The 26249-nt window shown below is 64.0% G+C and carries 19 protein-coding genes; 8 read left to right on the top strand and 11 right to left on the bottom strand.

Annotated features, from left to right (window positions below):
- Positions 1–38: 38 nt before the first annotated feature.
- The gene (locus P7228_RS04170) at positions 39–1640 is read right to left on the bottom strand and encodes a phytoene desaturase family protein (RefSeq protein ID WP_278016957.1); all 1602 of its coding nucleotides are present in this window, start codon (positions 1638–1640) and stop codon (positions 39–41) included.
- Entirely contained in the window at positions 1637–2803 is a 1167-nt protein-coding gene (locus P7228_RS04165; RefSeq protein ID WP_278016956.1) for an aromatic ring-hydroxylating oxygenase subunit alpha, read from the bottom strand. Before P7228_RS04165 ends, P7228_RS04170 begins: the two co-directional genes overlap by 4 nt.
- A 33-nt stretch (positions 2804–2836) precedes the next feature.
- Here P7228_RS04165 and P7228_RS04160 point away from each other — a divergent pair, with 33 nt between their 5' ends.
- Positions 2837–3436: a TetR/AcrR family transcriptional regulator gene (locus P7228_RS04160; protein ID WP_278016955.1), complete on the top strand. Its 600-nt coding sequence runs from the start codon at positions 2837–2839 to the stop codon at positions 3434–3436.
- Here P7228_RS04160 and P7228_RS04155 read toward each other — a convergent pair.
- Together P7228_RS04155 and P7228_RS04150 are read right to left on the bottom strand one after the other, a co-directional pair.
- The gene (locus P7228_RS04155) at positions 3433–4743 is read right to left on the bottom strand and encodes an amino acid permease (RefSeq protein ID WP_278016954.1); all 1311 of its coding nucleotides are present in this window, start codon (positions 4741–4743) and stop codon (positions 3433–3435) included. The two genes, P7228_RS04160 and P7228_RS04155, sit on opposite strands and share 4 nt — an antisense overlap.
- A 3-nt stretch (positions 4744–4746) precedes the next feature.
- Positions 4747–5439, bottom strand: coding sequence for a queuosine precursor transporter (locus tag P7228_RS04150; protein WP_278016953.1), 693 nt, complete (start codon positions 5437–5439; stop codon positions 4747–4749).
- Between the two features lie 149 nt (positions 5440–5588).
- Here P7228_RS04150 and P7228_RS04145 point away from each other — a divergent pair, with 149 nt between their 5' ends.
- The 3 genes from P7228_RS04145 to P7228_RS04135 all read left to right on the top strand — a co-directional run bounded on the left by P7228_RS04145 (position 5589) and on the right by P7228_RS04135 (position 11529).
- Positions 5589–6896 carry a NupC/NupG family nucleoside CNT transporter gene (locus tag P7228_RS04145; protein ID WP_278016952.1) on the top strand — a complete coding sequence of 436 codons (1308 nt, stop codon included), beginning with the start codon at positions 5589–5591 and terminating at the stop codon, positions 6894–6896.
- 9 nt (positions 6897–6905) lie between these two features.
- Entirely contained in the window at positions 6906–7835 is a 930-nt protein-coding gene (locus P7228_RS04140; protein WP_278016951.1) for an isopenicillin N synthase family dioxygenase, read from the top strand.
- A 265-nt stretch (positions 7836–8100) separates the two neighbouring features.
- On the top strand, positions 8101–11529 hold the full coding sequence (locus P7228_RS04135) for an outer membrane beta-barrel protein (protein ID WP_278016950.1): 3429 nt from the start codon (positions 8101–8103) through the stop codon (positions 11527–11529).
- An 81-nt stretch (positions 11530–11610) separates the two neighbouring features.
- Here the strand turns inward: P7228_RS04135 and P7228_RS04130 are convergent, their stop codons facing one another.
- Positions 11611–14412, bottom strand: coding sequence for an ATP-binding protein (locus P7228_RS04130; protein ID WP_278016949.1), 2802 nt, complete (start codon positions 14410–14412; stop codon positions 11611–11613).
- An 86-nt stretch (positions 14413–14498) separates the two neighbouring features.
- Here P7228_RS04130 and P7228_RS04125 point away from each other — a divergent pair, with 86 nt between their 5' ends.
- Positions 14499–15212, top strand: coding sequence for a TonB family protein (locus P7228_RS04125; protein ID WP_278016948.1), 714 nt, complete (start codon positions 14499–14501; stop codon positions 15210–15212).
- A gap of 49 nt (positions 15213–15261) precedes the next feature.
- On the top strand, positions 15262–16296 hold the full coding sequence (locus tag P7228_RS04120) for a mannose-1-phosphate guanylyltransferase (protein WP_278016947.1): 1035 nt from the start codon (positions 15262–15264) through the stop codon (positions 16294–16296).
- 33 nt (positions 16297–16329) lie between these two features.
- Here the strand turns inward: P7228_RS04120 and P7228_RS04115 are convergent, their stop codons facing one another.
- The 5 genes from P7228_RS04115 to P7228_RS04095 form a co-directional block, all read right to left on the bottom strand.
- Complete coding sequence (locus P7228_RS04115; protein ID WP_278016946.1) at positions 16330–18888, bottom strand: HWE histidine kinase domain-containing protein; 2559 nt, start codon at positions 18886–18888, stop codon at positions 16330–16332.
- The gene (locus P7228_RS04110) at positions 18885–19415 is read right to left on the bottom strand and encodes a biliverdin-producing heme oxygenase (RefSeq protein WP_278016945.1); all 531 of its coding nucleotides are present in this window, start codon (positions 19413–19415) and stop codon (positions 18885–18887) included. The genes P7228_RS04115 and P7228_RS04110 overlap by 4 nt, the downstream gene beginning before the upstream one ends.
- Positions 19416–19653: 238 nt before the next feature.
- On the bottom strand, positions 19654–19956 hold the full coding sequence (locus tag P7228_RS04105) for a polyhydroxyalkanoic acid system family protein (RefSeq protein WP_278016944.1): 303 nt from the start codon (positions 19954–19956) through the stop codon (positions 19654–19656).
- Entirely contained in the window at positions 19953–20699 is a 747-nt protein-coding gene (locus tag P7228_RS04100; protein WP_278016943.1) for a hypothetical protein, read from the bottom strand. The genes P7228_RS04105 and P7228_RS04100 overlap by 4 nt, the downstream gene beginning before the upstream one ends.
- Before the next feature lie 13 nt (positions 20700–20712).
- Entirely contained in the window at positions 20713–21930 is a 1218-nt protein-coding gene (locus P7228_RS04095; RefSeq protein ID WP_278016942.1) for a toxic anion resistance protein, read from the bottom strand.
- Between the two features lie 177 nt (positions 21931–22107).
- On the opposite strand from P7228_RS04095, the gene P7228_RS04090 reads away from it, so the two are divergent.
- Together P7228_RS04090 and P7228_RS04085 are read left to right on the top strand one after the other, a co-directional pair.
- Positions 22108–23658, top strand: coding sequence for a TIGR00341 family protein (locus P7228_RS04090; RefSeq protein WP_278016941.1), 1551 nt, complete (start codon positions 22108–22110; stop codon positions 23656–23658).
- A gap of 79 nt (positions 23659–23737) precedes the next feature.
- The gene (locus tag P7228_RS04085; RefSeq protein WP_278016940.1) at positions 23738–24343 is read left to right on the top strand and encodes a hypothetical protein; all 606 of its coding nucleotides are present in this window, start codon (positions 23738–23740) and stop codon (positions 24341–24343) included.
- A 7-nt stretch (positions 24344–24350) separates the two neighbouring features.
- Here the strand turns inward: P7228_RS04085 and P7228_RS04080 are convergent, their stop codons facing one another.
- The gene (locus tag P7228_RS04080) at positions 24351–26090 is read right to left on the bottom strand and encodes a fatty acyl-AMP ligase (protein ID WP_278016939.1); all 1740 of its coding nucleotides are present in this window, start codon (positions 26088–26090) and stop codon (positions 24351–24353) included.
- Between the last annotated feature and the right edge of the window lie 159 nt (positions 26091–26249).

Here is a 26249-nt window from a genome sequence, read left to right as displayed (position 1 = left end):
AGCGGCGCATGGCGCAAGTGCGATGACCGACCTTAGTCCTAGGCGAAGCGGCGGAAGCCGCCGCCGTCGGTGATGACTTCGCGCGCGCAATTGTGCCCCGGTGCGCCGGTGACGCCGCCGCCCGGATGCGTGCCAGCGCCGCACATGTAGAGCCCCGTCACCGGCCCGCGATAGGCGCCATTGCCGAGCACCGGGCGCGCCGACCACAGCTGGTCGAGGCTCATGTGGCCATGCATGATATCGCCGCCGACGAGGCCGAACTTCTTGTAGAGACCCTTGGGGCTGAGCACCTGCCGCCCGAGGATCGAGGCACGGAAACCCGGCGCCGCAGCCTCGACCGTGTCGATGATCGTGTCGGCGGCGGCATCCTCCTCGTCGTCCCAGTCGCGACCGTCCGGTAGTTCGGGCGCGAACTGCTGGCAGAACAGGCTGGCGACATGCTGGCCTTCGGGCGCGAGGCTATCGTCGACCGTCGACGGGATCAGCATCTCGACGATCGGCTTCTTCGACCAGCCATGCGCTTTCGCGTCGAGGAAGGCCTTGTCCATGTAGTCGAGCGTGGGGGCGAGGATGATGCCCGATTGGTGATGCTCGCCCGGCTCTGGCAGCGCGGTGAAGCGCGGCAATTCGCTCAGCGCCACATTCATGCGGAAGGTCCCACCGCCCGCCTTGAACCCGCGCATCCGGCGCCGGAAATCCTCAGGCTGATGGCTCTCGTCGAGCATCTTGCCGTAGAGCAGCTTGGGCCCGACATTGGCGATCACCCGTTTGGCAGCGATCTCCTCGCCGCTTTCGAGTCGGACGCCGGCGACCTTATCGCCATCGACCAGGACCTCGTCGACCGGCGCCTCGAGGCTGATCTCGACCCCGCACTGGCGGCAGACATCGGCCATGATCTGCGTGATCGTGCCCATGCCGCCGACCGAGTGGCCCCATGCGCCCTTTTTACCGTTCACCTCGCCGAAGACGTGGTGCAGCAGGACATAGGCGCTGCCCGGCGTGTCAGGCGAAGCGTAATTTCCGACGACGGCGTCGAAGCCGAAAGCGGCCTTGACCGCCTCGCTCTCGAACCACTGGCCGAGGAAGCTGGTCGCAGACTTGGTGAAGAGGTCGAGAATGTCGCGCTTGGCTGCAAGGTCGAGGCGCGACATGCCCCAGCCCTGCGTTGCGCCGGCGATCAGCGTGCGCAGCCCCTCGCCGACATTGGGCGGGGACTTGAGCGCCAGGTCGCGCAGCACCTCCGCCACGCCTTCGAGCGCGTCGTAATAGGCGGGCAGCGCCTCGGCATCGGCATCGGAGAACTTGCAGAACTCGGCCTGCGTGCGTTCGAGCCCGCCGCCGAGCTTGAGGTAGCCGCCATCCTCCTGCGGCAGGAAGTTCGAGATCGGGCGCTCGATCACGCGATAGCCATGGTCGTGCAGCCGCATGTCGCGGATGACCTTGGGCTGGAGCAGGCTGACCGTGTAGCTGGCCACCGAATTGCGGAACCCCGGGTGGAATTCCTCGGTCACCGCCGCGCCGCCGACCACGTCGCGCCGCTCGACGATGCGGACCTTCAGCCCGGCCTGCGCGAGGTAGAAGGCGCAGACGAGCCCGTTGTGCCCTGCGCCGATGATCACGGCGTCGTATTGTTTGGTCATGTGTGGCTCCAGCCGGCGGGTGGTTGGGTTTCGAGACGCGCCTCGGGAATGATGTCGCGCATCCGCTTGCAGAAGTGCTTGAGGCAGACTTCCTTGTCCGACAGCGGCCCCATCGAGAAGCTGCGCGAGGCCATGCCCTGCTGCACACGGCTGATCAGCTCTGTATCCTCGGCATTGACCTGCCGGTTGATGCGCCAGTTGAGGTAGCGCGCAGCGCGCATTTCGCGGCGGTCATCGGGCAGGACATAGCTGATTTCGCGGATCAGGCAGGTGGTCGGGCCGGTCGGCAGCCACTGCATGAAGTCGACCTGGTCGGGATAGATGTCGAAGGCGACATTGGGCCACAGCTTGAAGTAGTTCCAGTGGCGCTGGCGGTCCTCGGGCAGGTGCGCGACCGGCGGCAGCAGCCTCTGGTACATGCGTTCCGACCAGTTGGCGCTCTCGCGCTCCACCATGTCGCCCCACATGCGGTCGACATTCTCCTCCGCCTCGACGCCGTAGCTCTTGCCGAACAGGCGAGTGAGGCCGGGATGGGCGACGGGGATATGGAGGCCGTCCGAATAATTGTCGCCGACGTTCTTCCAGTTCACCTCGCGCGGCCGCAGTGTCACGCGGCCCAGCGCGCCGAGTTCCTCGAAGCGATAGGGTTCGATCATGGCTTCATAGGGCGCCATCATCTCGGCGACGCTCGGCCCGCCGTCATCCTCGAGCCGGACGAAGACAAAGCCGCGCCAGATCTCCAGCTCGACCTGCACCAGCCTTGCGCGGTCGCGGTCGAGCGTGGGATAGCTCGCGCTGTCGGGCACGCCTGTAAGCTTGCCGTCGAGGTCGTAGGTCCAGGCGTGATAGGGGCACACCAGTTTCTTCGCACAGCCGACCGCACCATCGACCAGGCGCGATCCGCGATGACGGCAGACATTGGTAAAGGCGCGCAAGACGTCGTCTCTGCCGCGCACGACGATCACGCTCTCGCCGCAATAGTCGAGCGTGTGCCAGTCGCCGTGTCCGGGCATGTCGCTGACGTGGCAGACGACTTGCCAGCTGGGGCGAAACACGCGGTTGAGTTCGAGCCGATGGAACTCGGCATCATGGTAGGTCCAGGCCGGCAGGCTCCACCCATCGAGCGGGTCGGGATCGACAGAATTGCGCAGCTGCGTTGCCATGAATCGCTCCTTGCTATACGATCGTATAACAAGATGAGCAGTGCTGCGAAAGCCTTTACCCGTGCCGATCCTGATGAACGGCGGCAGAGCCTGATCGAGGCGACCGCGCGCGTGCTGGCGCGCGACGGGGCCGCAGGCGTCTCCGTACGCGCGATCTGCGCGGAAGCCGGGGTCTCGCCCGGGCTGCTGCGGCACTACTTCTCAGGTGTGTCGGAAGCGATGGCGGAGAGCTATCGCTGGACCGGCCAGCAGATCGCCGAGGCGCTCGACCGCGCGGTTGCAGCTGCCGCGCCGGACCCGAGAGCGCGCCTGCTCGCCTATGTCACGGCCAGCTTCCGCCCACCGATCGCCTCTTCCGAACTGCTTGCGAGTTATGTTGGCTTCTGGAGCCTGACGCATAGCGACGCCCGCGTCGCCGCCGTCAGGGCCGAGGTATATGGCGATTTTCGCGCCGGTCTCGAGCGCCTCTTGCTCGACTGGCGCCCCGATATTGCCGATCCCGCGCGTGCGGCAATCGCGCTCACCGCCTTGATCGATGGATTGTGGCTTGAACTATCGCTGGGCGATGCGCCCTTCACCGCGGCAGAGGCCGAAGCGCTGGCCGAGAGGTGGATGGAGAGCCTCGCTCGCTAGGCCGTCGCCTTCTCGCGCTTCGCCCACCAGTAGAGCGGGTAACCGGAGAGCATCAACACAAGGCTCCACCCGCTCGCTTCGATCCCTGCCCCCCACAGCGTCCACAGCGCATAGGCTGCACCGATGGCGGCGAAGGGGCGCACGACCTTGAGCCGCCATGCTGCCAGTGCGACCGCGAGGTAGAGCCACAAGGCGGCGCTGGTCGAAAGCAGCAGCACGAATTCGTAGATGCCTTGCATGCTGCGGCTTGAGTTGAGGGCGAGGCAGATGGTCGCGATGACGCTCGAAACGATCAGCGCACGCGCCGGAGTTCCGCGCGCATCGGTCGCCCCGAACCAGCGCGGCAGCGTTCGCTGCTCCGCCATGCTACGCGGGAGTTCGCCCTGCATCAGGATCCATCCGTTTACCGCGCCGACGCAGCTGATGATCGCGAAGAGTGCGACCAGCGCAGCCGGGCCGGGCGACCAGTAATACTCGACAAAGGTGGCAAGGGGGGCGGGCGAAGTTGTCGCCACCGCCTCGGGAAGCATCAGCCCGACTGCCGAGCACACCAGCAGGTAGATCATCCCCGTCAGCGCGGTCCCCCACATGGTCGCGCGCGGAACATTGATCTCGGGGTTTTCCACGCGCGCCGCCGCCATGCTCGCGCATTCGAAGCCAAGCAGCGCGAAGAATGTCAGCGCGGCTGCAGCGCGCAGGTCCAGCCCGTTGATCTCGCGCATCGCAAACGGCCTTACCTCGGCCGATCCGTCGCCGAAGGCGATTGCCGCGATGACGATGATAGCGAGCAGGGGAATGACCTTGAGCAGCAAGGTCACGATCTGGAAATTCCCGGCCGCACGCACGCCCCGCAGGTTGATGAGCGTCATCGCCCAAACCAGCCCAATCGCGCTGAGCGCCGGAGCAAGCGCAGTCTCTCCGATGGCCGGAACGAATGAAGAGAGGTAGCTCACCGCAGCGACGGCAATCGAGATGACTGCGGTCCAGACCGAAACCCAGTAAGCCCAGTTGACGAGGAAGGCCGGAACTTCGCCGAATGCTGCGGTGACAAAGCCCGCCGGAACGCGCGCCTCGGGCATCATCTTGGTGAGCGAGGCGAAAACCCAGGCCAGCACCATGGTGCCCGCCGTCACAATGATCCACGCGAAAACGGCGTTCCAGCCGAAGGGAGCCAGGCTGGCCGGGAGCAGGAACACGCCCGACCCGATCATATTGCCCATGATCAGCGCAATCGCTGCGATCAGGCCCAGCTTGCGCTTCGGCGCTTCGGCGTTGCCCTGCGGGCCTTCCGTGTCAGGCCCGCTCATGGCTCAGTTGCTGTCCAGCTTCTTGGCGAGAGCAACTCCGCCGGTGATAAGGAAGGGCACCAGCACCAGGCTCAGCACCACCTTAGCGAGGATCTGGCCGATCATCAGGTTGGTGATGTCGAATTCGCCGTAGAAGGCGAGCGTGATGAAGATCACCGAATCGATCGCTTGGCTGATCGCCGATGCGATCGCGCCGCGCACCATCAGGCCGAGGGTATTGGTCTCGCCCGAACCGCGAAGCTTGGAGAAGATCCAGACATTGAGCAGCAGCGAAGTGATGTAGGCTGCGGGGCCAGCCAGCCAGACGCGCCAGGTTGCGCGGTGGACCTGCTCGAAGGCGGCAAGATCGTCGGGCCGAAAATCGAGCATCTCGGTCGATGCCGGCAGCCCGAGGACGAACTGCATCAGCAGCGCGGAAATGACCAGCGGGACGAACCCCCACCACACGATCGTGTTGGCTGTCTTCTGGCCATAAAGCTGCGCCACGGTGCTCGAGATGACCACGAGAATGAGGTAGGGAAAGATCCCCGCCTCGACCGAGAGGTCGGTCGGCGGCAATTGCACCTGCTTGAACGCCAACACCCCGGCGAGCACGGTCATTCCGCCATAAAGCAGCAGATAGACGAACAGCCCACGCGGGGTGGCGATGGCTGCCAGCATCTTGTCCGTGGCGGGAGGGTTTCCGGCTTCGCTCATGGCTCGATGCGCCCCTTGTCAGGATATCTTCAGGAAATCTTCTGTGAACGGACGCGCGGCCCGGGTGCGGTGAAAATTGACTAATGGTGCGCCGCGCGCAAGACAGCAGCTGATTTCATCCGCAACTTGTCTGACTTCTAAGGGGTCTCATGCCTCCATTCCTCATCAACATCGCCGGTATCGCGGTGATCCTCTCGATCGCCTTCCTGCTCTCGACCGGCAAGAAACGGATCAGGTTGCGCGTCGTTGGCGCGGCATTCGCGCTCCAGGCGCTGATGGCGTTCCTCGTGCTGGCGACCAGCTGGGGCCGGGCCGTCATCCAGGGAATGTCGAACGGCGTCGCCGCGCTGCTATCCTACGCCGATGCGGGAACCGCCTTCCTGTTCGGGGCGGACAATCCGCTGCAGAATACCTTTGCTTTGGGTGCGCTGCCGGTGATCGTGTTCTTCGCCTCGCTGGTGTCGATCCTCTATTATCTCGGCATCATGCAGCGGGTGGTGCGCTGGGTCGGCGGGGCGATCGCCTGGGTGACGGGCATCAGCAAGGTCGAAAGCCTAGGCGCGGCGGCCAATATCTTCGTCGGACAGTCGGAAAGCCCGCTGGTGGTACGCCCCTATCTTGCGGCACTGGCGCCTTCACGCCTGTTCACGCTCATGAGCGTCGGCATGGCGGGGGTCGCCGGTACGATCCTGGCTGCCTATGCGGGCCTGCTCGGCAACGAATATCTCCCGTTTCTTCTCGCCGCGGCCTTTATGTCGGCGCCCGGCGGGATCCTGATGGCCAAGATCATCATGCCGGATGAAGATGAAGCCTCTCCCGAGGCGGAGGGCGAGGTCGCCCTGCCCAAGACCAGGATCAGCGCCGAAGGCCCTGGCGCGCTGGTCGAAGGCGGCAAAGCGCACGAGGTCGAAGTCGCCGAGACCTTCGAGGAGGGGCAGAAGCCGGCCAATGTGATCGAAGCGGCGGCCCAGGGTGCACAGACCGGCGTGAAGTTGGCAGTGGCGGTCGGCGCGATGGTGTTGGCCTTCGTTGCCCTGGTTGCGCTCGCCAACGGCCTGCTTGGCGCTGCCGGCGGCCTGTTCGGCTATCCCGAGCTCAGCTTCCAGCAGGTTCTCGGCTGGGTGTTTGCGCCGGTGATGTTCCTGATCGGCATTCCGTGGAACGAGGCGGGCATCGCCGGGGGGCTGTTCGGGACCAAGATCGTGCTCAACGAATTCGTCGCCTTCATCGACCTCGGACAACTCGAAGGTTTGACTGAACGCAGCCGCGCGATCGTGACTTTCGCGCTGTGTGGCTTTGCCAATTTCTCATCGATCGCGATCCAGATGGCCGTGACCGGGGGCCTTGCGCCAAATCAAAGACCGGTGATCGCGAAACTGGGTATCCGGGCGCTTGCCGCCGGTTCGCTTGCCAATTTGATGAGCGCGGCTCTGGCGGGACTGTTCTTGCCGTATTAAGGGCGAATCATGAGTGACATCGCTATTGTATCGCTCGAGCAGCCGCTCGAGAGCATCGCCGACGAGCTGGGTCGCAGTTTCGCCGAATATGGATTCGCGGTGATCCGCGACCACGGCATTCCGCAAGACCTTATCGATCGCGCCGAAGCAAAGTCGAAGGAGTTCTTCGCGCTGCCGACCGAGGCCAAGATGGCCTACAAGATCGAAGGTGGCGGCGGCGCGCGCGGCTACACGCCGTTCGGGGTCGAGAAGGCCAAGGACGCCGAAATCTTCGACCTCAAGGAGTTCTGGCACGTCGGCCGCAGCCTGCCCGACGACCACGAGCTAGCCGAATATATGGCTCCTAATGTCTGGCCGAGCGAAGTCGCGGGGTTTCGCGAGACCTTCACCGAACTCTACAACGCCTTCGACAAGGCCGGGGGGCGCGTGCTCGAGGCAATCGCGCTGTCGCTCGGCCTCGATCGCCAGTTCTTCGCGCCCACCGTCGAAGACGGCAATTCGGTGATGCGCCTGTTGCACTACCCGCCGCTGCCCGAGGACGCGCCGGACGGAGCCATCCGCGCGGCCGCGCATGGCGATATCAACACGATCACGCTGCTTCTGGGAGCCGAGGAAGCCGGCCTCGAACTGCTGACCAAGCAGGGAACCTGGAAGGCGGTCGACGTGCCCGAAGGTGCGCTGGTGATCAATGTCGGCGACATGCTCGACCGGCTGACCAATTCGAGATTGCGCTCGACGACGCACCGCGTGGTGAACCCCAAGGGCGAAGCCGTGCGCCGGGCGCGCTTCTCGATGCCGTTCTTCCTCCACTTCCGGCCCGACTACGTCATCGAAACGCTGCCGGGCTGCATCGAGGAAGGCCGCGAGTCGGAGGCGCCGGAGCCGATTTCGAGCCACGAGTTCCTCCAGCAGCGCCTGCGCGAGATCAATCTCGCCTGAGCGGGCCCCTCAATCTGGATAAATTGGCAGAATAACGGCCATTGTTGCAGTGCGGCAACAGTGCCGATTAACGCTACGGAATCCTAGCAATAAGTTGGGGTGCGGAACTTGGATTCGGGTCGGTTCGGGCAGCCCTCTCGTTCGGCTTCATCAGGGTGTCACATTGCGCCCTTTTGAGGGGCGAGCTTCCTTACTAAGGGGAGCGAAGGAATCGTCTTCCCATCTCCATATTCTCAAGCTTCATGCGATCAGGGGTCTATCCACCATGAAACTCAAATATCTCCTGGCAGCCAGCGTCGTTTCGCTTTCTGCCGCCACCACTTTCGTCGCACCTGCTGCGGCACAGCAAATCACTTCGGGCATCGAAGGTCGCGTGACCGACGAAGCCGGCGCCGCTCTCCCCGGCGCAACTGTCACCATCGTCGACACGCGTACGGGCCAGACCCGCACGCTCGATGCCGGCGCGGACGGTTCGTTCCGTGCAGGCTCGCTGGTTCCCGGCGGCCCCTACACGATTACCGCCACCGCACCCGGCTTCGAAGGCCAGTCGGTGGAAAACCAGTTCATCTCGGTCTCGGGCAACACCTCGTTCAGCTTCGAACTGGCGTCGACCGCCGCGGGTGGTTCCGACAACGTCATTATCGTTACCGGCGCGCGTGCCGGCGTGACCCAGCTCGCCATCGGCCCTGGTCAGGCGTTCGGCGTCGAAGCCCTCGAAGGCTTCCCGTCGATCTCGCGCGACATTCGTGACATCGTTCGTCTCGACCCGCGTGTCAGCCTCGAACGCTCGAGCGAAGTCGATCGTATTTCGTGCCTCGGGGGCAACGATCGCTCGAACACCTTCACTGTCGACGGCATTGTCCAGGCTGACTCCTTCGGCCTCACCGATACGCCGTTCGCTGCCCGTAGTGCGCTTCCCGTTCCGTTCGACGTGGTCCGCGAAACCTCGGTCGAATTCGCCCCGTTCGATGTCGAATACGGCCAGTTCACCGGTTGTGCGATCAACGTCATCACCAAGTCCGGTTCGAACGATTTCCACGGCACCGCCTTCTTCACCTTCCGCAACGAAGACATGCGCGGCGACAAGGTCGATGGACGCGATCGCACGACGCTTCCGTTCGAAGAAAAGCGCTGGGGTGCCACGCTCAGCGGTCCGATCATTCCCGATCGGCTGTTCTTCTTCGCCGGCTATGAAGAAACCGACCTGCCCGATGCGTTCGACACCGGACCGACCGGCAGCGGTCTCTCCAACGAGGTGAACTTCGCAACCCAGGCCCAGTTCGACGAATTCGCGCAGATCGCGCGCGACGTTTACGGCCAGGATGTCGGCGGCTACCCGCGCGTCCTCCCGAACGCCAGCGTCCGCTACTTCGGCCGCCTCGACGCCTACATCACCGACGAACACCGTCTCGAACTGTCCTACCAGCGCCTCGACGAAGCTTTCGTCACCTCCGATACCGGATCAAACAACCTGACCGGCATCAACAGCTTCAACGAGCAGGGCACGCTGTCGGACTACTACTCGGCGCGCCTCTACTCGCAGTGGAGCGACAACTTCTCGACCGAAGTGATCGTCGCGCGTTCGGACATCACCGACCGCCAGGGTCCGTTTGGCTTCAACGAAGCGCAGGACGCGGATCCGACCGTTCGCCTCGCAGTCGGCGTTGTCGGCCCGACCCAGAACGGCCTGCTCACCACGGGCCCCGGCATCTTCCGTTCGGCCAACGCGCTCGAGCAGCAGGTCGACCAGCTGAAGATCAAGGGCAACCTGGTCGCAGGCGACCATGAATTCACCCTGGGCGTGGAGCTGAACCGCCTCGACGCGTACAACCTGTTCGCGATCAATGCCACCGGCACGCTGTTCTTCGCCAATCTGGCCGATTTCCGTGAAGGCCTGCTCACCAACGGCACCCGCTTCCCCAACCAGTTTACCGGTGCGGACGACGTCGTGAACAACAGCGTTGGCGGCGGCGTGATTGCAGCGACCGGCAGCGGTGACATCAACGAAGCGGCTGCAAACTTCCGCCGCACGATCTACACGGCTTATGGCCAGGACGAATGGCAGGTTTCCGATCAGCTGAGTGTCCTGCTGGGCGCCCGTGTGGATTGGTACGCCGGCAGCGCGCCGCGACCCAATCCGTTGTTCGTGCAGCGTTACGGCTACTCCAACTCGACTTCGTTCGGTTCGATCGATCCGGTGTTCCTACCGCGTTTCGGTTTCACCTACGAAATGTTCAACGACACCGGGTTCTTCCGCAACACCTCGATCAAGGGTGGCGTGGGGATCTTCGGCGGCGGCGATCCAACCGTGTGGTTCTCGAATGCGTTCTCGAACACCGGCTTCTCGACTGCGGAAGGCACCACGCTCGATGCGGGTTGCGCCGGTCTCCCGACCGTCGGTGGCCAGATCGATGTCGTCGTGAACGGAACCTTCACCGGCTTCCCGCAGTGCGCCAAGGATGCCGGTAGCGTGGTCGCAGCAGATGGTGCTGCGCCGACCCAGTCGACCGATCCCAACTTCAAGATCCCGACCGTGGTTCGCGCCAACATCGGCCTCAACACGACCTTCGGTACCGAAACGGGCTTCTTCAGCGACTGGAACCTGAACCTCGACTACATCTACAGCCGCTTCCGCAACCCGGTGAACTGGGTCGATCTGACCTATGCCGTGGACTATCGCGCCGGCAACAACGGCTTCCTCGTCGACGGGCGTCCGGTCTATTCGTCGATCGATCCCCTCAACGCAGGATGCGATGCGGTTTACGTAAGCCCGGGCCAGTGGAACAATCTTTCGGACGTGTGCTTCAACACGCGCCGGGAAGACGAGTACATGCTGACCAATGCCGGCAGCTTCGATAGCCATGTCGCCTCGATCATCCTGTCGAAGAACTTCAACGGCGGCCTGTTCACGGATGCGGGCAGTTTCCGGGTCAACCTCGGTTATGCCTTCACCGATGCGGAGAACCGCCGCGAAGCCCGTAGCTCGACTGCATCTTCGAACTTCGGCAAATCGGCGACTTTCGATGTGCTCGATCCGGCTCCTTCGGCATCGAACTACCAGACCGCTCACGTCGCGACCTTCGCGGCGAACCTGCGCGAAGAGTTCTTCGGTGACTACGGAACGGAAATCGGCATGGTGTTCGTTGCCCGTTCGGGACGGCCGTACAGCCTGACCTTCGACGGCGCTCCCTTCACCGAACTGTCGAGCAGCCGCGACCAGCAGCTCCTCTACGTACCCACAGGCGTGAATGATCCGAACGTCTCGCCCAGTTCCGACATGACCGCCGTGCAGGCGCTGGTCGACTACGTGGCTGCCTCGGGTTGCGATTATACCCCGGGTGAAACCATCAAGCGCAATACCTGCCGTTCGGACTGGTATTTCGACATGGACCTGCGCATCAGCCAGGAAGTTCCCGGACCGCTGAACATGTTCGGCAAGGGTAACGATCGCTTCACCCTGTTCGCGGATTTCGACAACTTCCTGAACATGCTCGACAACAGCTGGAACGTGTTCCGTTCTGTGCCGGGCAGCACCTTCGGTGGTGGTGACGGCGCGCTGGTCGACGTCGTCGACGGCGGCTTCGACAGCCAGGGTCGCTACCGGATCAGCGGATTCAACCCCGACGATCGTGACAATGTCGGAACCTCGGCTTCGGTCTGGAAGATCCAGGTTGGCGTTCGCTACGAATTCTGATCGTAGCATTCAGCCTGAAACAAACAGCGGCGGGGCCTTCGGGCTCCGCCGTTTTTGTTTGGGTCGCTGGTCCGATCGGGCTCAAGCCGCTTCGAGCAGGTTGCGGGCCAGTTCCTCGCGTACCAGCTGGTCGACTTCGCTGCGCAAGGCGCGCTCGAATGCCGCGGCGCGCTCGCCCAGTTCATCCTCGCCGAACATGCCCGCGGTCCCGGCCAGCTTATGCACCAGCCGCGCCAGCTCCTCGCCGTCGCAGCCGGTCAGCCGCCCGTTGCGCAAGGCTTCGCCAACTGCCTCGATCGCCTCGCTGCGGCGTGCGCGCCAGCGTTCGAGCAGGGCAGGGGAGTGATGAGCGCCGTTCCGCTCACTCGCGCCCGTTCCGTCGGCCGACATGGTCTCGCAGCCGTCCTCGACGATGCGCGTGGGCAGCCACCGCTGTAACGCTCCGACAAGTTCGGCGAACACGAGCGGCTTCGCCAGATGTCCCTGCATGCCGGAATCGCGGGCGGCCGAAATGTCCTCGGGAAAGGCGTTGGCCGTGAGCGCGATGATCGGGAGGGTATCGGGCCTTATCCCTTCGCCGCGAATGGCGCGGGTGGCGGCATATCCATCGCAGCCGGGCATCTGGATATCCATCAGCACGAGGTCGAAGGGCTCGCCGCGCATATGCGCGTCGAGCACGGCCGCTACCGCCTCGGTCCCATCATGGGCGATGGCGACCGTCTGGCCGCAGCGTTGGAGCATTTCCTTGACCAGCAGCCGGTTCACATCGTGATCTTCAACCAGCAGGATGTGTGATGCTCGCGGAAGATGTGCGGGCTGGGGCGGGGCCGGGGCTGCAGCGGGCTGGGGACCTGCGGTTGCCTCGACCAACGGCAGCGTGAGCGAGAAGGTGGTGCCCTTGCCCGGAGTGGATGCGACATCGAGATAACCGCCGAGCAGCTCGGCCAGTTGGCGGCTGATCGACAGGCCGAGGCCAGTACCGCCATAGCGCCGCGCGGTATCGCTTTCGCCCTGCTCGAAGGGCTTGAAGATGCGGTAGATCCGGTCCGCGCTGATCCCGATGCCGGTATCGGTGACCGTGATGGTGAACTGTCCTTCGGCCAGCTCGTACCCGACCGAGATCATGCCCTGCTCGGTGAACTTGACCGCATTTCCGACCAGGTTGAGCACAATCTGGCGCAATCGCAATCCGTCGGTCAGAACCCAGTTTGGCGTGGCGGCCTGCGCGAAGGTCAGCTTGAGCCCCTTCTTCTCGGCGCTCGCGCGCTGGATCGTCGCGCACTCCTCGAGCAGGGCTTCGAGCTCGACCGGTTGCGGATCGATCACGATCTGGCCGGCTTCGATCTTGGACAGGTCGAGGATGTCATTGAGCAGCAGCATCATCGAGCGGCCGGACTGCACGATCAGCTCGGCGTGGCGGCGCTGCTCCTTCTCCAGCGGCGTCTGCAGCAGCAGCTCGGCAAAGCCGAGGACGCCGTTCATCGGGGTGCGGATCTCGTGGCTCATATTGGCCAGGAATTCCGACTTGGCGTGGGCGGCATTCTCCGCATGGCGCCGCGCGCGGACCAGCAGCTTCTCCAGCTCCACCCGCTCGGTGACGTCGCGGGCGGAGACGATGATCCCCTCGACCTCGCCATTCTCGATGTTGCGCGCGATCGCGCAGTCGGCCTCGATATAGACGGGGTTCCCCTCCGCATCATCGAGAAACCTGCGATAGGTGAAGCGCTCCTTCTCGCTTTCGCCTGTCAGCAGGCGCTGCTCGACCTCGACGATCTGCTGCCGCGCGTCGGGGTGGGCGCGGTCGCTCGCCCGGTTGCCCAGGAAACTCTCGACATCTTCGCCCAGGACCTCCTCCACCGATGGCGAGGCATAGGTGCACATGCCTGCCAGGTCGTAGCACAGGACGGCATCGGTGATATTGTCGGCCAGGACCGCGAGTTCGCGCCGGCCATTCTCGATCTGCTCGAGCATGCGGACCCGGCCCGAAAGCGCCGCCGCAACGGGCAGTCCGATCAGGAAGGCCGAGGCGATGAAGGCCTGCAGGACGATGATCTCGTTCGTCTTCGAATGATCGATGATGTTTATCGGCCCGAGCCCCATCGAGGTGAAGATGCTGGCGATCGCGGCCATCTTGATCACCGAGAAGGCGGTCCCCAGCGGTCCCAGCCGGAAAGCGTGGGACAGGACGATCGGCGCCGGGGCGAACAGCAGCGGGTATTGGCTCTGGGCGAAGATCGCAATCGTCAGGGAGGTGCCGATGGTGGTCAGCGCGGCCCATTCCACCGCCTCGGCCCTGGTCGGCCAGCGGCGGTTGATCCAGGCGTCATGGAAGATGAGCAGCGCCGGCGTGATGATCGCCATGCCCAGCCCGTCGGTCGCGGCCCATTTGACCAGTACCCCGAACGCCGCGCCCTCGCCTTTCGCAAGGACGAGCGTGGCCGGAATGGCCGACAGCAGCGGCGCCACCAGGGCCGCCGCGAAGACCAGCCGGGCGAGATCGTCGAGATTCTCCATAACAGGGCGAGGTCCGCACAACCGGCGGGTCAGCCACACGGCCACCCCGATCTCGATCGAGTTGGCGCAGGCGAGGCCCAGTGCCAGCGGCAGTGGATCGCCCACGGCCAGGTTGGCGCAGATATTGCCGACGACCAGCGCGAACAGGAACAGCGGCTCTCGCGGCACGCGCACCCTCAGCAGGAATGCCAGCGCCACCGCGTTGGGGATCCACACTGCCGCAATGCGGCCATCACCGCGGGTCAGTTCGATGCTGGCGTAGGCCAGCAGCGAGAACGCCAGGCCACCCAGCGCGGCATAGACGAGCGCCAGCCGATCCTTGCGAAAATTATCCGAAGATTCTGTCGCTTCGACCTTCAACTCGTTCATCGCACCCCCCTTACGGTTGGATTATAGAGAGCAGCGGCGCTAAACGGGCGGCAACGGCAATGCGTAGATCGGAGAGAGGAGCCAGGGTGCAGCAAGAGGGTTTCGCAAACCGCAGTCGCAGGCCGCGCCCCTGGGTGATCTTCCTGATCGTGCTGCTCCACGTCGCGGCGCTCTATGGGCTGGCGCGGGCCTTCGCGCCCGACATGACGGCGAGCGTCGAGCGGAGCGTGGTCTCGGCGTTCACCGTGACCGTGACCGCGCCCGAAGAAGAAACCCCCGTAACCGAACCCCAACCAGACGAGGGCGCGCAGGGTGACCCGGGCAAGAAGGCCACCCCCAAACCGGTGACGGCGCCCAAGGTGCCCAACCGGGAGGACACGCCGATGCCGCGCGCTTCCTCGACCGGTGCCGCCAACACCTCCGGCGCCCGCGAGCAGGGCGAGGGGACGGGGGCCGACGGCAGCGGCCTGGGTACGGGCAGTGGGCGCGAAGGCGGTGGGACCGGCGGCGTCGCCGCGACCAAGCCGGTCCATATCTCCGGCGGGATCAACAATGCGCGCGATTATCCCGTCCCGGCGGGCGGGCGCGAGGCACGCCGCGGCACCGAGGTAATCGTTCGGGTGACAGTCGGCGTCGACGGGCGCGCCTCGAACTGTTCGGTGTACCGGGCCAGTCCCGATCCGGAGGCCGACCAGATCACCTGTCGGCTGGTGGTCGAACGCTTGCGCTTCAAGCCCGCGCAGGATTCCAGCGGCAACCCGGTTGCAGCGCCGTTCTATTGGCGCCAACGATGGTTTTGAACCCGCGTAACCCGATCGCAAGCAAGAAAGGCCTAGGTTCCCGCCCGCAATGACCGGCTCCCTCATTCATCCCGTAATCCTCTGCGGCGGCAGCGGAACCCGCCTGTGGCCAAGGAGCCGCAAGGCGCGGCCCAAGCCGTTCATCCCCCTGATCGGCGACAGGACTTTATTCCAGGCCGCGATCGAGCGGTGCAGCGGTAGTGAGTTTGCCGATCCGATCGTGGTCGCGGGGGCCAGCCACGTCGATCTGATCGAGGCGCAGTCGGCCGGACGTCCAATTCGCCTGATTGTCGAGCCTTGCGCGCGCAACACCGCCCCCGCCATCGCGCTTGCGGCAGCGAGGCTCCAGCCTGACGACGTGATGCTGGTCTGCCCCAGCGACCACTACATTGCCGACGTCGCGGCCTTCCGCGACGCTGCCCGGGCGGCGGCGGCGCTTGCCCATGAGAACTGGCTGGTGTCCTTCGGCATCACGCCCGACCGGCCCGAGACCGGATATGGCTACATCAAGCGCGGGAAAACCGTGTCCGGCGGCTATGCGGTCGAGCGATTCGTCGAGAAGCCCGACCGTGAGCGTGCACTAGCCTTCCTCGAAAGCGGGGACTACTCGTGGAACGGGGGCATCTTCGCCTTCCGCGCCGGTCAGCTGCTGGAAGAGATCGCCACCCATCGACTGGCAATGTCAGAGGCAGTCGCCAAGGCTACCGAATGCGGATCGCAGGACGGGCAGCGCTTCTTGCCGGATGCGGAGTGCTTCGCTGCGATCGAGGGTGAATCGATCGATTACGCGGTGATGGAGAATACTTCGCGCGCCGCCATGGTGCCCGTCGCGATGGGGTGGTCTGACATCGGCAATTGGGCGGCCTTGCAGGATGCGCTCCCCAGCGACGAAGAGGCGAACCACAATGTCGGTCCGGCAGAGATTGTCGGCAGTCGCAACGTGCTGACCGTAAGCGATGGACCACGCATATCGGTCGTTGGGCTGGAGGACGTTTGCATCATCGTCGATGGTGACGAAGTGCTGGTCACGTCACGCGCCGGCGCCCAGCAGGTCGGCAAGCTGGGCGGCCCGAGCGATCAGTAAAGCCCGGCATTCGCTCGGGCTCTCAGCCGCAATTCAACCCAGGTTCGACAGTGCCCGTTCGATCTCGGCCTTGCCATAAGGCTTGGTGATGACGCCCAGCATCGTATCGTCGCTGCCGTCGATCGGCTTTTCGCCATAGCCTGTCGCGAGCACGTGGCTGACGCCGAGTTCGCGTAGCTTCTCCAATACCCGATCGCTGGTCTCGTTGCCCAGATTGTAGTCGACGATGGCGAAGTCGGGCCTTGCCGCAGAGATGGCGTCGAGCGCGGCAGCGACGCTACCGACCGTCTCCACATGGGGCACGCCGAGCAGCTTCAGGCACTCCTGTGTATCGAGGGCGATGATCATGCTGTCCTCGACCACCAGTACGCGCTCGGGCACCTGCCCTGCCGCGCCGCTTGCCGGCCGGGAGGCTGGGGCCTTGGTGTCGGGTTCGAACGGTTCGTCCTCTTCGGTCGCGGTCCCGATGTATCGTGCGGGAATCAGGAAATCGGCTTCGAGGCCGCTTCGCTCATAGCGAACCTGTGCCTCACCCTTGAGCTCGAACGGGATCGATCGTTCGATAATGGTCGATCCAAAGCCGCGCCGCGTCGGCTCCCTGACTTCCGGCCCACCGCTTTCGCGCCACGCGATGCGAAGATCGCCATCCTTGTCGCGGGTCAGGTCTATTGCGAGCGTGCCGCGACGATCGCACAGGCTGCCGTACTTGGCGGAATTGGTGACCATCTCGTGCATCACCAGCGCCAGCACCGTATAGGCTTCCGGCACGATCAGGACGTCGTCGCCGGATATTTGCAGTCGATCCATCTTCTCCTGAAGATAGGCTTCGACTTCCGCCTCAATGAGCGACGAGATCGGGGCCGGCGACCAGTTCTTGCGCGTGATATTGTCATGCGCGCTCGCCAGGGCGCGGATGCGCCCGCCGATGATGTCGCTGTAGTCGAGGATGTCCTTCGCCTCGTGCTGCGATTGCGCCACCAGGCTGCGGATGAGGTTGAGGATGTTGCGAACGCGGTGGTTGAGCTCGGCGATCAGCAGTTCCTGCTGCTCCTGGGCCCGGCTGCGTTCCTGCACCGCCATGTCCGTCAGCCGGAGGATGACCTCCAGCAGCGTGACGCGCAAGCTCTCGGCGATCCCGCGCTCCTCTTCGGTCCATTCCGCACTCTGGCCTGAAACGGTTTCCTCCCAGGCTTCGAAACTCTTGCGGGGCGTAAGCCGGTCTGCATCGTTCTCGCGTGCGACGGCCTTCTCCGGATTGCCTGCCCAGGTAACCGTTTGCCGCAGTTCCTTGCGCCATAGCACCAGGTAATCGCGCGGTGCGCGCGAGATCGGGAAGATCAGTGCGCCTGCGGCCCGATCGACGAATGGGCGGGCCGACTTCAACTGCGCAGCAAGGCTATCGGTCGCGATGACCTTGCTGGTGGGCGCAGCATTTATGGCTGGCAGGATTGCGCGGAATTCGGCCTCGTTCGGGGCGGAGCCCCTTGAGCGGTAAATGCCCTCGGCAAAGACCGAGGAGCCATCGTGCGGGATCGCGCGCTCGAGTACCTCGTCGATCAACGGCAGGCTGTCGACCAGCGCTTCGCCACCGGCGAGCCGAACCATCAACTGGTCATGGATCTCGCGGCCCAGCAGGCGCAACCGGTTCGCCCCGTCGAGCAGGGCGCGATCGAGCGTGAGCGAGAACATCTGCGAGAATAGTTCGGCGACGGTGCGCTGGGAAAACGGCAGGATGCGCGGGCCATAGTGGTGGCAGGCGAACAGGCCCCACAGCTTGCCCTGATGCACGATCGAGATCGACAGCGAGGCGCCGACCCCCATGTTCTGCAGGTACTCGATATGGATGGGCGACACGGCGCGCAGCGTGCTCATGCTGAGGTCGAGCGTCTCGTCCCCGAATGTGATTTCGGGCAGGATCGGGACCGGCGTTTCGTTTATGTCGGAGATTATGCGGAAGCGATTGCGCAGGTAGAGTTCGCGGGCCTGCTCCGGCACATCGGTGCGAGGGTAATGGAGTCCCAGGAAGGATTCGAACTGCGGTTCCTTCGCCTCTGCCGCGACTTCGCCACTGCCGTCCGAAGCAAAGCGGTAGAGCATGACCCGGTCGAAACCGAGCAGCCGTTTGACGATGGTCGCCCCGCGTTTGCACAGTTCCTCGACGCTATCCGCCCCCTCGATCTCGCTGATCATCGGCCGCAGCTGGTCGAGATGCGGGGCGTAAGAGGTTGGATCGTGCGGCTCGAACTCGATCACCGTCAGAGACCCGGTGCAATGGATGGCGCAGTCGAACTTCGCCCCCCCGGCAGTCAGCTCCAGGCCAAAGACGCGCTCGACAGAATCATCGTGGTTGAGGTCCTTGAGCGTGTCGCGAATGGTCTTGATCGCCGCTTCGCACAGCACCGATTTGATCGGCTGGCCCACCTCGATGTCGCCCTTGAGCGAGAGGACCTCGCCCGCATTGGCCGAGTGATAGGCAACCAGCCAATCGCTGGTCATGGCGAGCAGCGCACCGAAGCCCTGGATAAAGCCGAGCTTGTGGATCGGCTCCCGATCGCATTCGGTCAGGTCGTATTTCTTGGGCCCGAAGCTCATGCCGCGAGCTCCAGGTTCGACATGCGGGCGCAATGCGAGAAATGGGCAAACACGGCGAGCGCGGCGAGGCCCGCGGCCCAGGATTCGCGTTCGCCGACCGACTGTTCGAGCTGCGGACGCAGCTTCTGCCAGAAACCGGTCATGCCTTGGTCGGAAAGGAAGGACAGCGGCCAGCCCCGGTTGCCGGCGTGCTCGATCTCGCGCAGGATCACGCGGTTGCCAAGCGACGATCCTGCCAGCGCCCAGGCCAGCCCGATCGCATCGGCTTCGGGCGGCATGGCGAAAGCTTCCTCCGCCGCCGGCAGCATCGCCCCGAGCGCGGCGAGATCGTTCGCGATAAGCGGCGACTGTGCAGGCGGGAGCAGGTTGGCCGGGCAGTGGGCGCGTGCCCATAGTTCGATCGGACGCCGTGCGACATACTGGATCTGCAGGAATCGGGTGTAGCTGTCGAGCGTGGACCAGCCGCTTTGCTGTAGCAATGCATCGAGCCGATCGTGTGCGACGCTCGTCGCTTCGCGCAACTGCAACCGCAGGGCCTTGTTGTTGCGCCGGCTTTCGATCGTCGTAGGCTCCCCGATTATGGTGGTCCAACCGCCGCGAGCGCATTTCGCCCGAGCGAATCAGGCTATTGGCCCGAATCCCCCACCGGAACAGCCAAGACGCACGGATTCGCGCAATTGAATCCCCAATAGTCTGCCGTTTGCAACAACATATGATATATGTAAATAGGCTAGAGCGCTGGTATCGTTGCGCTTTTGGCCAGATCTAATTCTTTTCAAGCATCTTGGTGCCGTTGGCCCGGATCGCGCCTTCGATCATCGGACGGACGAATGAGAGCGCAGGCGGCAATTTGATCTGGAACACGACTTCCGAGTCGTAGACTTCGATATCGCCGGTGATCTGCTGACCCATCGCATTGACGCCGAGTTCCATGCGATCCTCGCTGCGCCAGTTGGTATCGACCTTCGCCAGGCCGCCGGGAATGTAATCGGCGATCTCGTGGCTGCGTTCCTTCAGGCGGCGGCGGACTTCGTCGCGGCCCAGGTCGTGCGGCAGGGCAATTCTCACTTGCTGTGATCCTCCAGGGCCTCGGCGCCGCCGAAGCGATAATCGAGGTAGCGGGACTTGACCGCGAGATCGTCGAGCGCGCCTTCCGCCAGCCTGCGGGTCACGCGTTCGACCTCGCCGCTGATCTTGTCGAGGCTTTCGGTCAGGCGTTCGTCGGCGGTCTTGCCGGCATGTTTCTCGCCGCGCAGATGGGCGGGTATCTTGCGATAGTTGTCGATCGTTTCGGGAATATATTCGCCTACCAGTTCGCGCACTTCGTTTACCGCAGGGTTATTCTGATCGATCGTCTCAAGCTGCAGGCCGAGGGCGTCGAGCTGGACGCCCAACTGGTCTACCACTTGCACCGCGGGCGGCGGCAGGGCGGGCCGTTGCGCTTCGAGCCACAGTTCCGTTCGCCCCACCATCTGGCGTGCGTCCCCCTTCTTGAGGTCGGCCCGCTTGGGTACTTTCATCTTGGGATACCGGGTGAGCACGCCGACGGCTATCATCGCTGCAAGCACGGTCAGCATGATACCGGTGAAGCCGATCCCGTCGATGATCAGGCCGACGGCGACCGCCGTGGCCCAGATCGCGGCGAAAGCGATCAGCAGGCGCTTGATCACCTTCTTCCAATGCTTCGCCTTGAGGTCGGCCGAAGCCTTGCCGATCGAGGCACGGCGATGCACCCCGCCGTCGCGCTGCAACGCCAGCGACTTGCCGGCAGCGCCGAGGATCTGATCGGATTCGCGGGTGGTGTCGACCATCTGGCGTGCTGTCCTAGCTTTCCAGCGCCAGCAGCGAAGGCTCGAGCGCCTTCTTCTGCGCCTGGGCCTGCCCTTCGGCGCGCGCGATATAGCCCTTCGACTTCTCGACTTCGCCCGACAGCGTTTCGACCGTCTGCTTCATGCTGGCGAGCGCCTTGACCTTGAACTCGTCGACTTCGTCCATCGTGTCGTAGATGTTCTGGAAGGCGCGTTGAAGCGTCTCGAGCGGGATCGTGCTCGAGGCCGCCTGCTCGTGGATCTGGCCGGTCTGTTCGCGCAGCATGGTGCTGGTCGAATCGATGATGTTCGCGGTGGTCTCGTTGAGCGAGGTAATCTGCTTGAGCACCAGCTTCTGGTTGGTCATCGCCTGGGCCACCGTCACCGCCGTGCGGAGCGCGCCCACGGTCGTGGTGCTGGCACGATCGACGCCCTTCACCAGTTCGATGTTGTTCTTCTTGACGAGGTCGAGCGAGAGATAACCCTGCACCGAAACCGCCATTTGCGTCAGCAGGTCCTGCGTGCGTTGGCGGACATAGAACAGTGCGCTCTCGCGGATCGCCTTGGCCTTAGCCGGATCGGAGCTTTCGAGTTCCTCGGCCTTGTCCTCCAGCCGCTTGTCGAGCGTCTTGGCGATGTGGATCATCTGCTCGAGTTCGCCCATCGCCTCCCACAGCTTCTGGCGCTCTACGTCGATCGCGGCATTGTCTTCATGCAATTCACGCTTGCCCGAGGCGAGCCGGTCGAGGATCGCCTGGATATGCCCCTGCGCGCTGGTGTAGCTGTCGAAATAGCGCTGCAGCTTCCCGCCGAAGGGGATGATGCCGAACAGCTTGCGGCCACGCATCTTGCCCTTGCGGCCCGGATCGAGGTCTTCGACCGTACGCCGAAGCTCGGCCAGGTCGGCGCCGACACTGGTGTCCGAGTCCATTGCGCGGACGGGACGATCGAGGAAGCGGTTCGACATTGCCGCCGCAGCCCGGATCTGTTCCTGGCCCATGCGGGTGATCTGGTCGACCTTCTCGCCGAATTCCGGCGAGTTGGCGTCCTGGGCCACCAGGTCGGCAACGAAATTATCGACCTTCTCGTCCAGTTTCGAGCGCTTCTCCGCATCGACCGGCACCAGTCCGGCGGCCTTTTCGGGGGCAACCGCAGGTACGGGATCGGGCGGCGCCAGCTCGAAATCGGTGGCCGTCTTGGCGGTTGTCGAGGGCGTGGTGTCGGGCGTGCTCATGCCTGCAATCAATCTCCAATATGCGGTCAGCCGCGCTGCCGCTCGATACTGTATTAGTGCCGTAAGACACGAACTTCAAGATTTGTGCCGCATTCGCAGCCTCTCGTCCATGCTTTCGTTCCGTCGCGCCTGCGCCTAGAGTGCTGGGTCTGGGGTGAAATCAGGGTGGGGCGAGAATTGTCCGATACGAATTCGCAAACTGGCGTGTCCGAAAGTACCTTCTCCGACGTCGTCTTCAGCCTCCGCAGCTGGTGGAGCAGCGAAGTCGTGGGGACGGTCGACCAGAAGGCGGTGATCGAGAAGCGCCGCGAGGATTGCCTGCTCAGCGCCCGCTATCTGCTGATGCTGTCGATGTCGGCCGGCATCGCGATCCTCGGCCTGCTGCTGTCATCGCCAGCCGTGGTCATCGGCGCCATGCTGCTCTCGCCATTGATGGGGCCGATCATGGGGCTCGGCTTCGGACTGGCGATCGGCGATTTCAGCTGGACCAAGCAGTCCGCCAAGTCGCTGTTCCTGGGTTCGCTGCTGTCGATCCTGTTCTGCGCGCTGATCGTGTTCCTCTCGCCGATCCAGACAGTCACTTCGGAGATCGCGGCACGTACCCAGCCGAACCTGTTCGACCTGTTGGTTGCGCTGTTCTCGGGGATTGCCGGGACCTATGCGATGATCCGGGGCCGTGAAGGCACCATCGTCGGCGTAGCGATTGCGACGGCCTTGATGCCGCCGCTGGCGGTGGTCGGCTTCGGTCTCGCCACCTTCAACTGGACCGTGTTCGGCGGCGCATTGATGCTGTTTGTAACCAACCTCGTGACCATTGCCGCCACGGCCTTTGGCTTGGCCAAGCTATACGGCTTCCGCACCGCGTTGACCGAGCGGCAGACGCGCCTGCAATTCGGCGTGACATTGTTTGCTTTCGTCGCGCTTGCGATCCCGCTTGGCCTGTCGCTGGTGCGGATTGCCAATGAATCGCGCGCGCAGGGCCAGATACGCGGCGCAGTGCTCGACAGTTTTGCCAAGAACTCCCGCCTGTCGGACCTGCAGATCAACTGGGATGCGGACCCGGTGATCGTGACGGCGACCGTGCTGACGCCGCGTTACCAGCCGCGGGCCGAGGCTACGGTAGACCGTGCGGTCGAGCGGATCGTCGGCGACGAGGTCCAGGTCACGCTGACCCAGGTCGAAGTCGGCGTCGGCCAGGCTGCTGCCGAACGGGCGCAGCTTGCAGCCGCGCAGGAGCAGGAGGAAGCCAGCGTCCGCCGCGCCAACGAGCTTGCCCGGCAACTGGGGCTGGTGGCGGGTGTTCCCGACGATGATGTGGTGGTCGACCGGCAGCGGCGCCACGCCATGGTCCGTGCCGACCGGCTCGAGGGGGCATCGCTCGGCACCTATCGCATTCTCGAACAGCGCATCGCTGCGACTGAACCCGAATGGAGCGTCGAAATCCTGCCGCCGATCAGCACATTGCCGCCGATCCCATTCGAACAGAAACCTGACGGGGAGGAGGGTTCCGCGACGATGGCACCGACGGCCAAGGGCGCCGAGGCTCTTGCCACGACGCTATGGGCGGCGCAGCGCATCGGCGCCCCGGTTGAACTGAGCGGGCCTGTCGAGTTGCTCGCATTCGTGCGGCGCGAGCTCGAGGCAGCAGGTGTCGTTGTGCGGGACGGGGCGATCTCGCGCAATGGCTCGGTTGTCACTCCCAGCTGGAGCGATGCCAGCGACGATTGAGCACCGCCACGCCGCCCCACTCAGCGATAATTCACCTTCGTCGCAATAGTCCTTTCCCGACTGTCGATGGAGGATTGCGATGCGCCTGATGCCGACTGCGATGGCATTGCTTGCCGGATGCGCGGATGGTTCGCCGACGCCACCACAGCCCGAGTCCGAGCAGGCCGGGGAGACGATTTATCGTGCGGGGGAGGCGCCAGACGAGATCGAGGCGCATCTGGTCCGAATGAAATCCGTGATCCGGCAAGATCTGAAGATTGCCTTCGACAAACGCTGTGAAGGGATCACCGCGCCCGATGACGCCTTTATTCCCATCGAGATAACCGGTGGCGGCTTGCCCGAGCTCGCCCTTTCGATGGGGTTGGTCGAATGCAATATCGGGCCAACCGTCTTCAGCGGTACGGGCGGAGTGAATGTCCAGTTCTGGATCGGCAGCGGCGGACCGGTTCGGCTATTGCTCGAACAGCAGATGCACGGCTTCACGCCGGGTGATGGCTACCTCCAGGCAGTCCAGCATGGAGCAACCTGCCCCGGCGGGGCTGGCCCTGATTCCTGCATCGTCACCTACCGCTGGAATGACAACGGCCGTCGGCTCGAGGTCGCAAGCATGGTCCTTGGGTCGGACGCACCGATGCCGCCAGCCATGAACTATGACATTGAAGATCTGACGCGACGGAGCCGATAAGTCAGGCTCAGGCCGCCTCACGCAATTCGATCGGCTGGATTTCTCCGGCGAGGTAGAGCCGCTTGGCCTTGGCGCGGCTGAGCTTGCCCGAACTGGTGCGCGGCAGGGTGCGTGGGGGCACCAGCTCGACCACGCAGCTCATGCCGGTGACGGAGCGGACCTTGTCGGCGATCAGGTCGCGCAGGTGGATACGCTCGACCGGGTCCGATACGCGGCAATGGACCAGCACGGCGGGCGCTTCTTCGCCGCTCTCGGTCTCGACCGAGAAGGCGGCAATGTCGCCGTGGTTGAAGCCTGGCAGCTGCTCCACCGCCCATTCGATGTCCTGCGGCCAGTGGTTCTTGCCGTTGATGATGATCATGTCCTTGGCGCGGCCGACGATAAACAGGTAGCCATCGGCCATGTAACCCATGTCGCCCGTGTCGAGCCAGCCGTCGACGAGGCAGTCGTTGGTCGCATCCTCGTTGCGGAAATAGGAGTGCATCACGCTCTCGCCGCGGCACCAGACCTTGCCGATCTGGTGGTCACCCCTGAGCTGACCGTTCTCGCCGCGGATCTCGATCTCCATGCCCGGCAGGGCCTTGCCGCAATTGACGATCGCCCGGTAGCGGGCCGGGCGCGACAGGTCGCGCGGTGTGCCGGACAGCCGCTCTTCCTCGACCAGCTCCACGCGGATCCCCTCACCCGGAGGCATGACCGTGACCGCCAGCGTTGCTTCGGCCAGACCGTAGCTGGGAGTGAAGGCCTGCGCCTTGAATCCCGCCTCGGCAAACGCGTTAACGAAGCTCTGCATCACGTCGGGGCGGATCATGTCCGCGCCATTGCCCGCGGTGCGCCAGCGCGACAGGTCGAACCGGTCGCCGACATGGCTCTGGCTCGAAATGCGGCGCGCGCAAATGTCGTAGCCGAAGGTCGGCGAATAGGAGAGTGTGTTGCCCTCGTTCCGGCTGATCAGGTCGAGCCAGGCCAGCGGCCTGCGCGCGAAATGCTCGGTCTTGATGTAGTCGCAGCTGACCTGGTTTGCGATCGGCGACAGGAAGCAGCCGACGAGGCCCATATCGTGATACCACGGCAGCCAGCTGACCACGCGGTCGTTCTCGCCCAGGTCGACCCCGGTTGCATGGCCGAACAGATTGTGCAGCAATGCGCGGTGGGTCACCGCGACGCCGGTGGGAAAGCGGGTCGAACCGGAAGAATATTGCAGGTAGCAAATGTCGTCCGGTTGCGCTTCGGGCAGCTCACATTCGGGCGCTTCGCGTTGGGCGAAGTCTTCCCATGATTCGCCGGCGCAACCCTGCTTGTCGGCAGCCGCCTGCGCCATCTCGGCAATCTCAGCGGGGTAGATCAGGATCTTGGGGTCGGAGCTTTCGAGCTGCACCGCCAGCTGGTCGATATAGCTTTCCTTGCCACCGAATGTGGTCGGCAACGGTAGCGGCACCGGCCAGGCGCCGACGTAGACGCAGGCGCAGAACAGCGCAGCGAAGTCCGGACCGGTTTCGGCGATCAGCGCAACGCGGTCTTCCTTGCCGATCCCTGCACCAACCATGCGGCGGGCCATCAGGAGTGCGTCCTCGCGCATCTCGGCGAAGGGATAGGGACGCTCGAGCGTTCCCCGCATATCGTGAAAATTTAGCCCCTTTTCGCTACGCGCGGCGTAATCGATTGCCTCGCTAAAGGTCGCGAAGTCCGACCTGCGACGAGGCAAGGGGCAGTCGTTCGGCGTCGGCATCAGTGCGGCGTCGGTCATAATTCTTTAGCGATACCCGTGAGTTGCGGTGCTTTTTGACGCACCTTCAATTCCCCCAAATACAGGAAAAAGCCATCCTGCGCGTCTCCAGCGTTTTCCATTCGATAAGGAGTGTGGCACGAATATGGCAGAATGGTTTCAGATGTAACAGCCCCAAGG

The sequence above is a fragment of the Altererythrobacter sp. CAU 1644 genome (assembly GCF_029623755.1).
Taxonomy (GTDB): domain Bacteria; phylum Pseudomonadota; class Alphaproteobacteria; order Sphingomonadales; family Sphingomonadaceae; genus Erythrobacter; species Erythrobacter arenosus.
The sequence above is the reverse complement of the archived record's forward strand: the minus strand, read 5'-3'. Positions and strand labels throughout refer to the sequence as shown.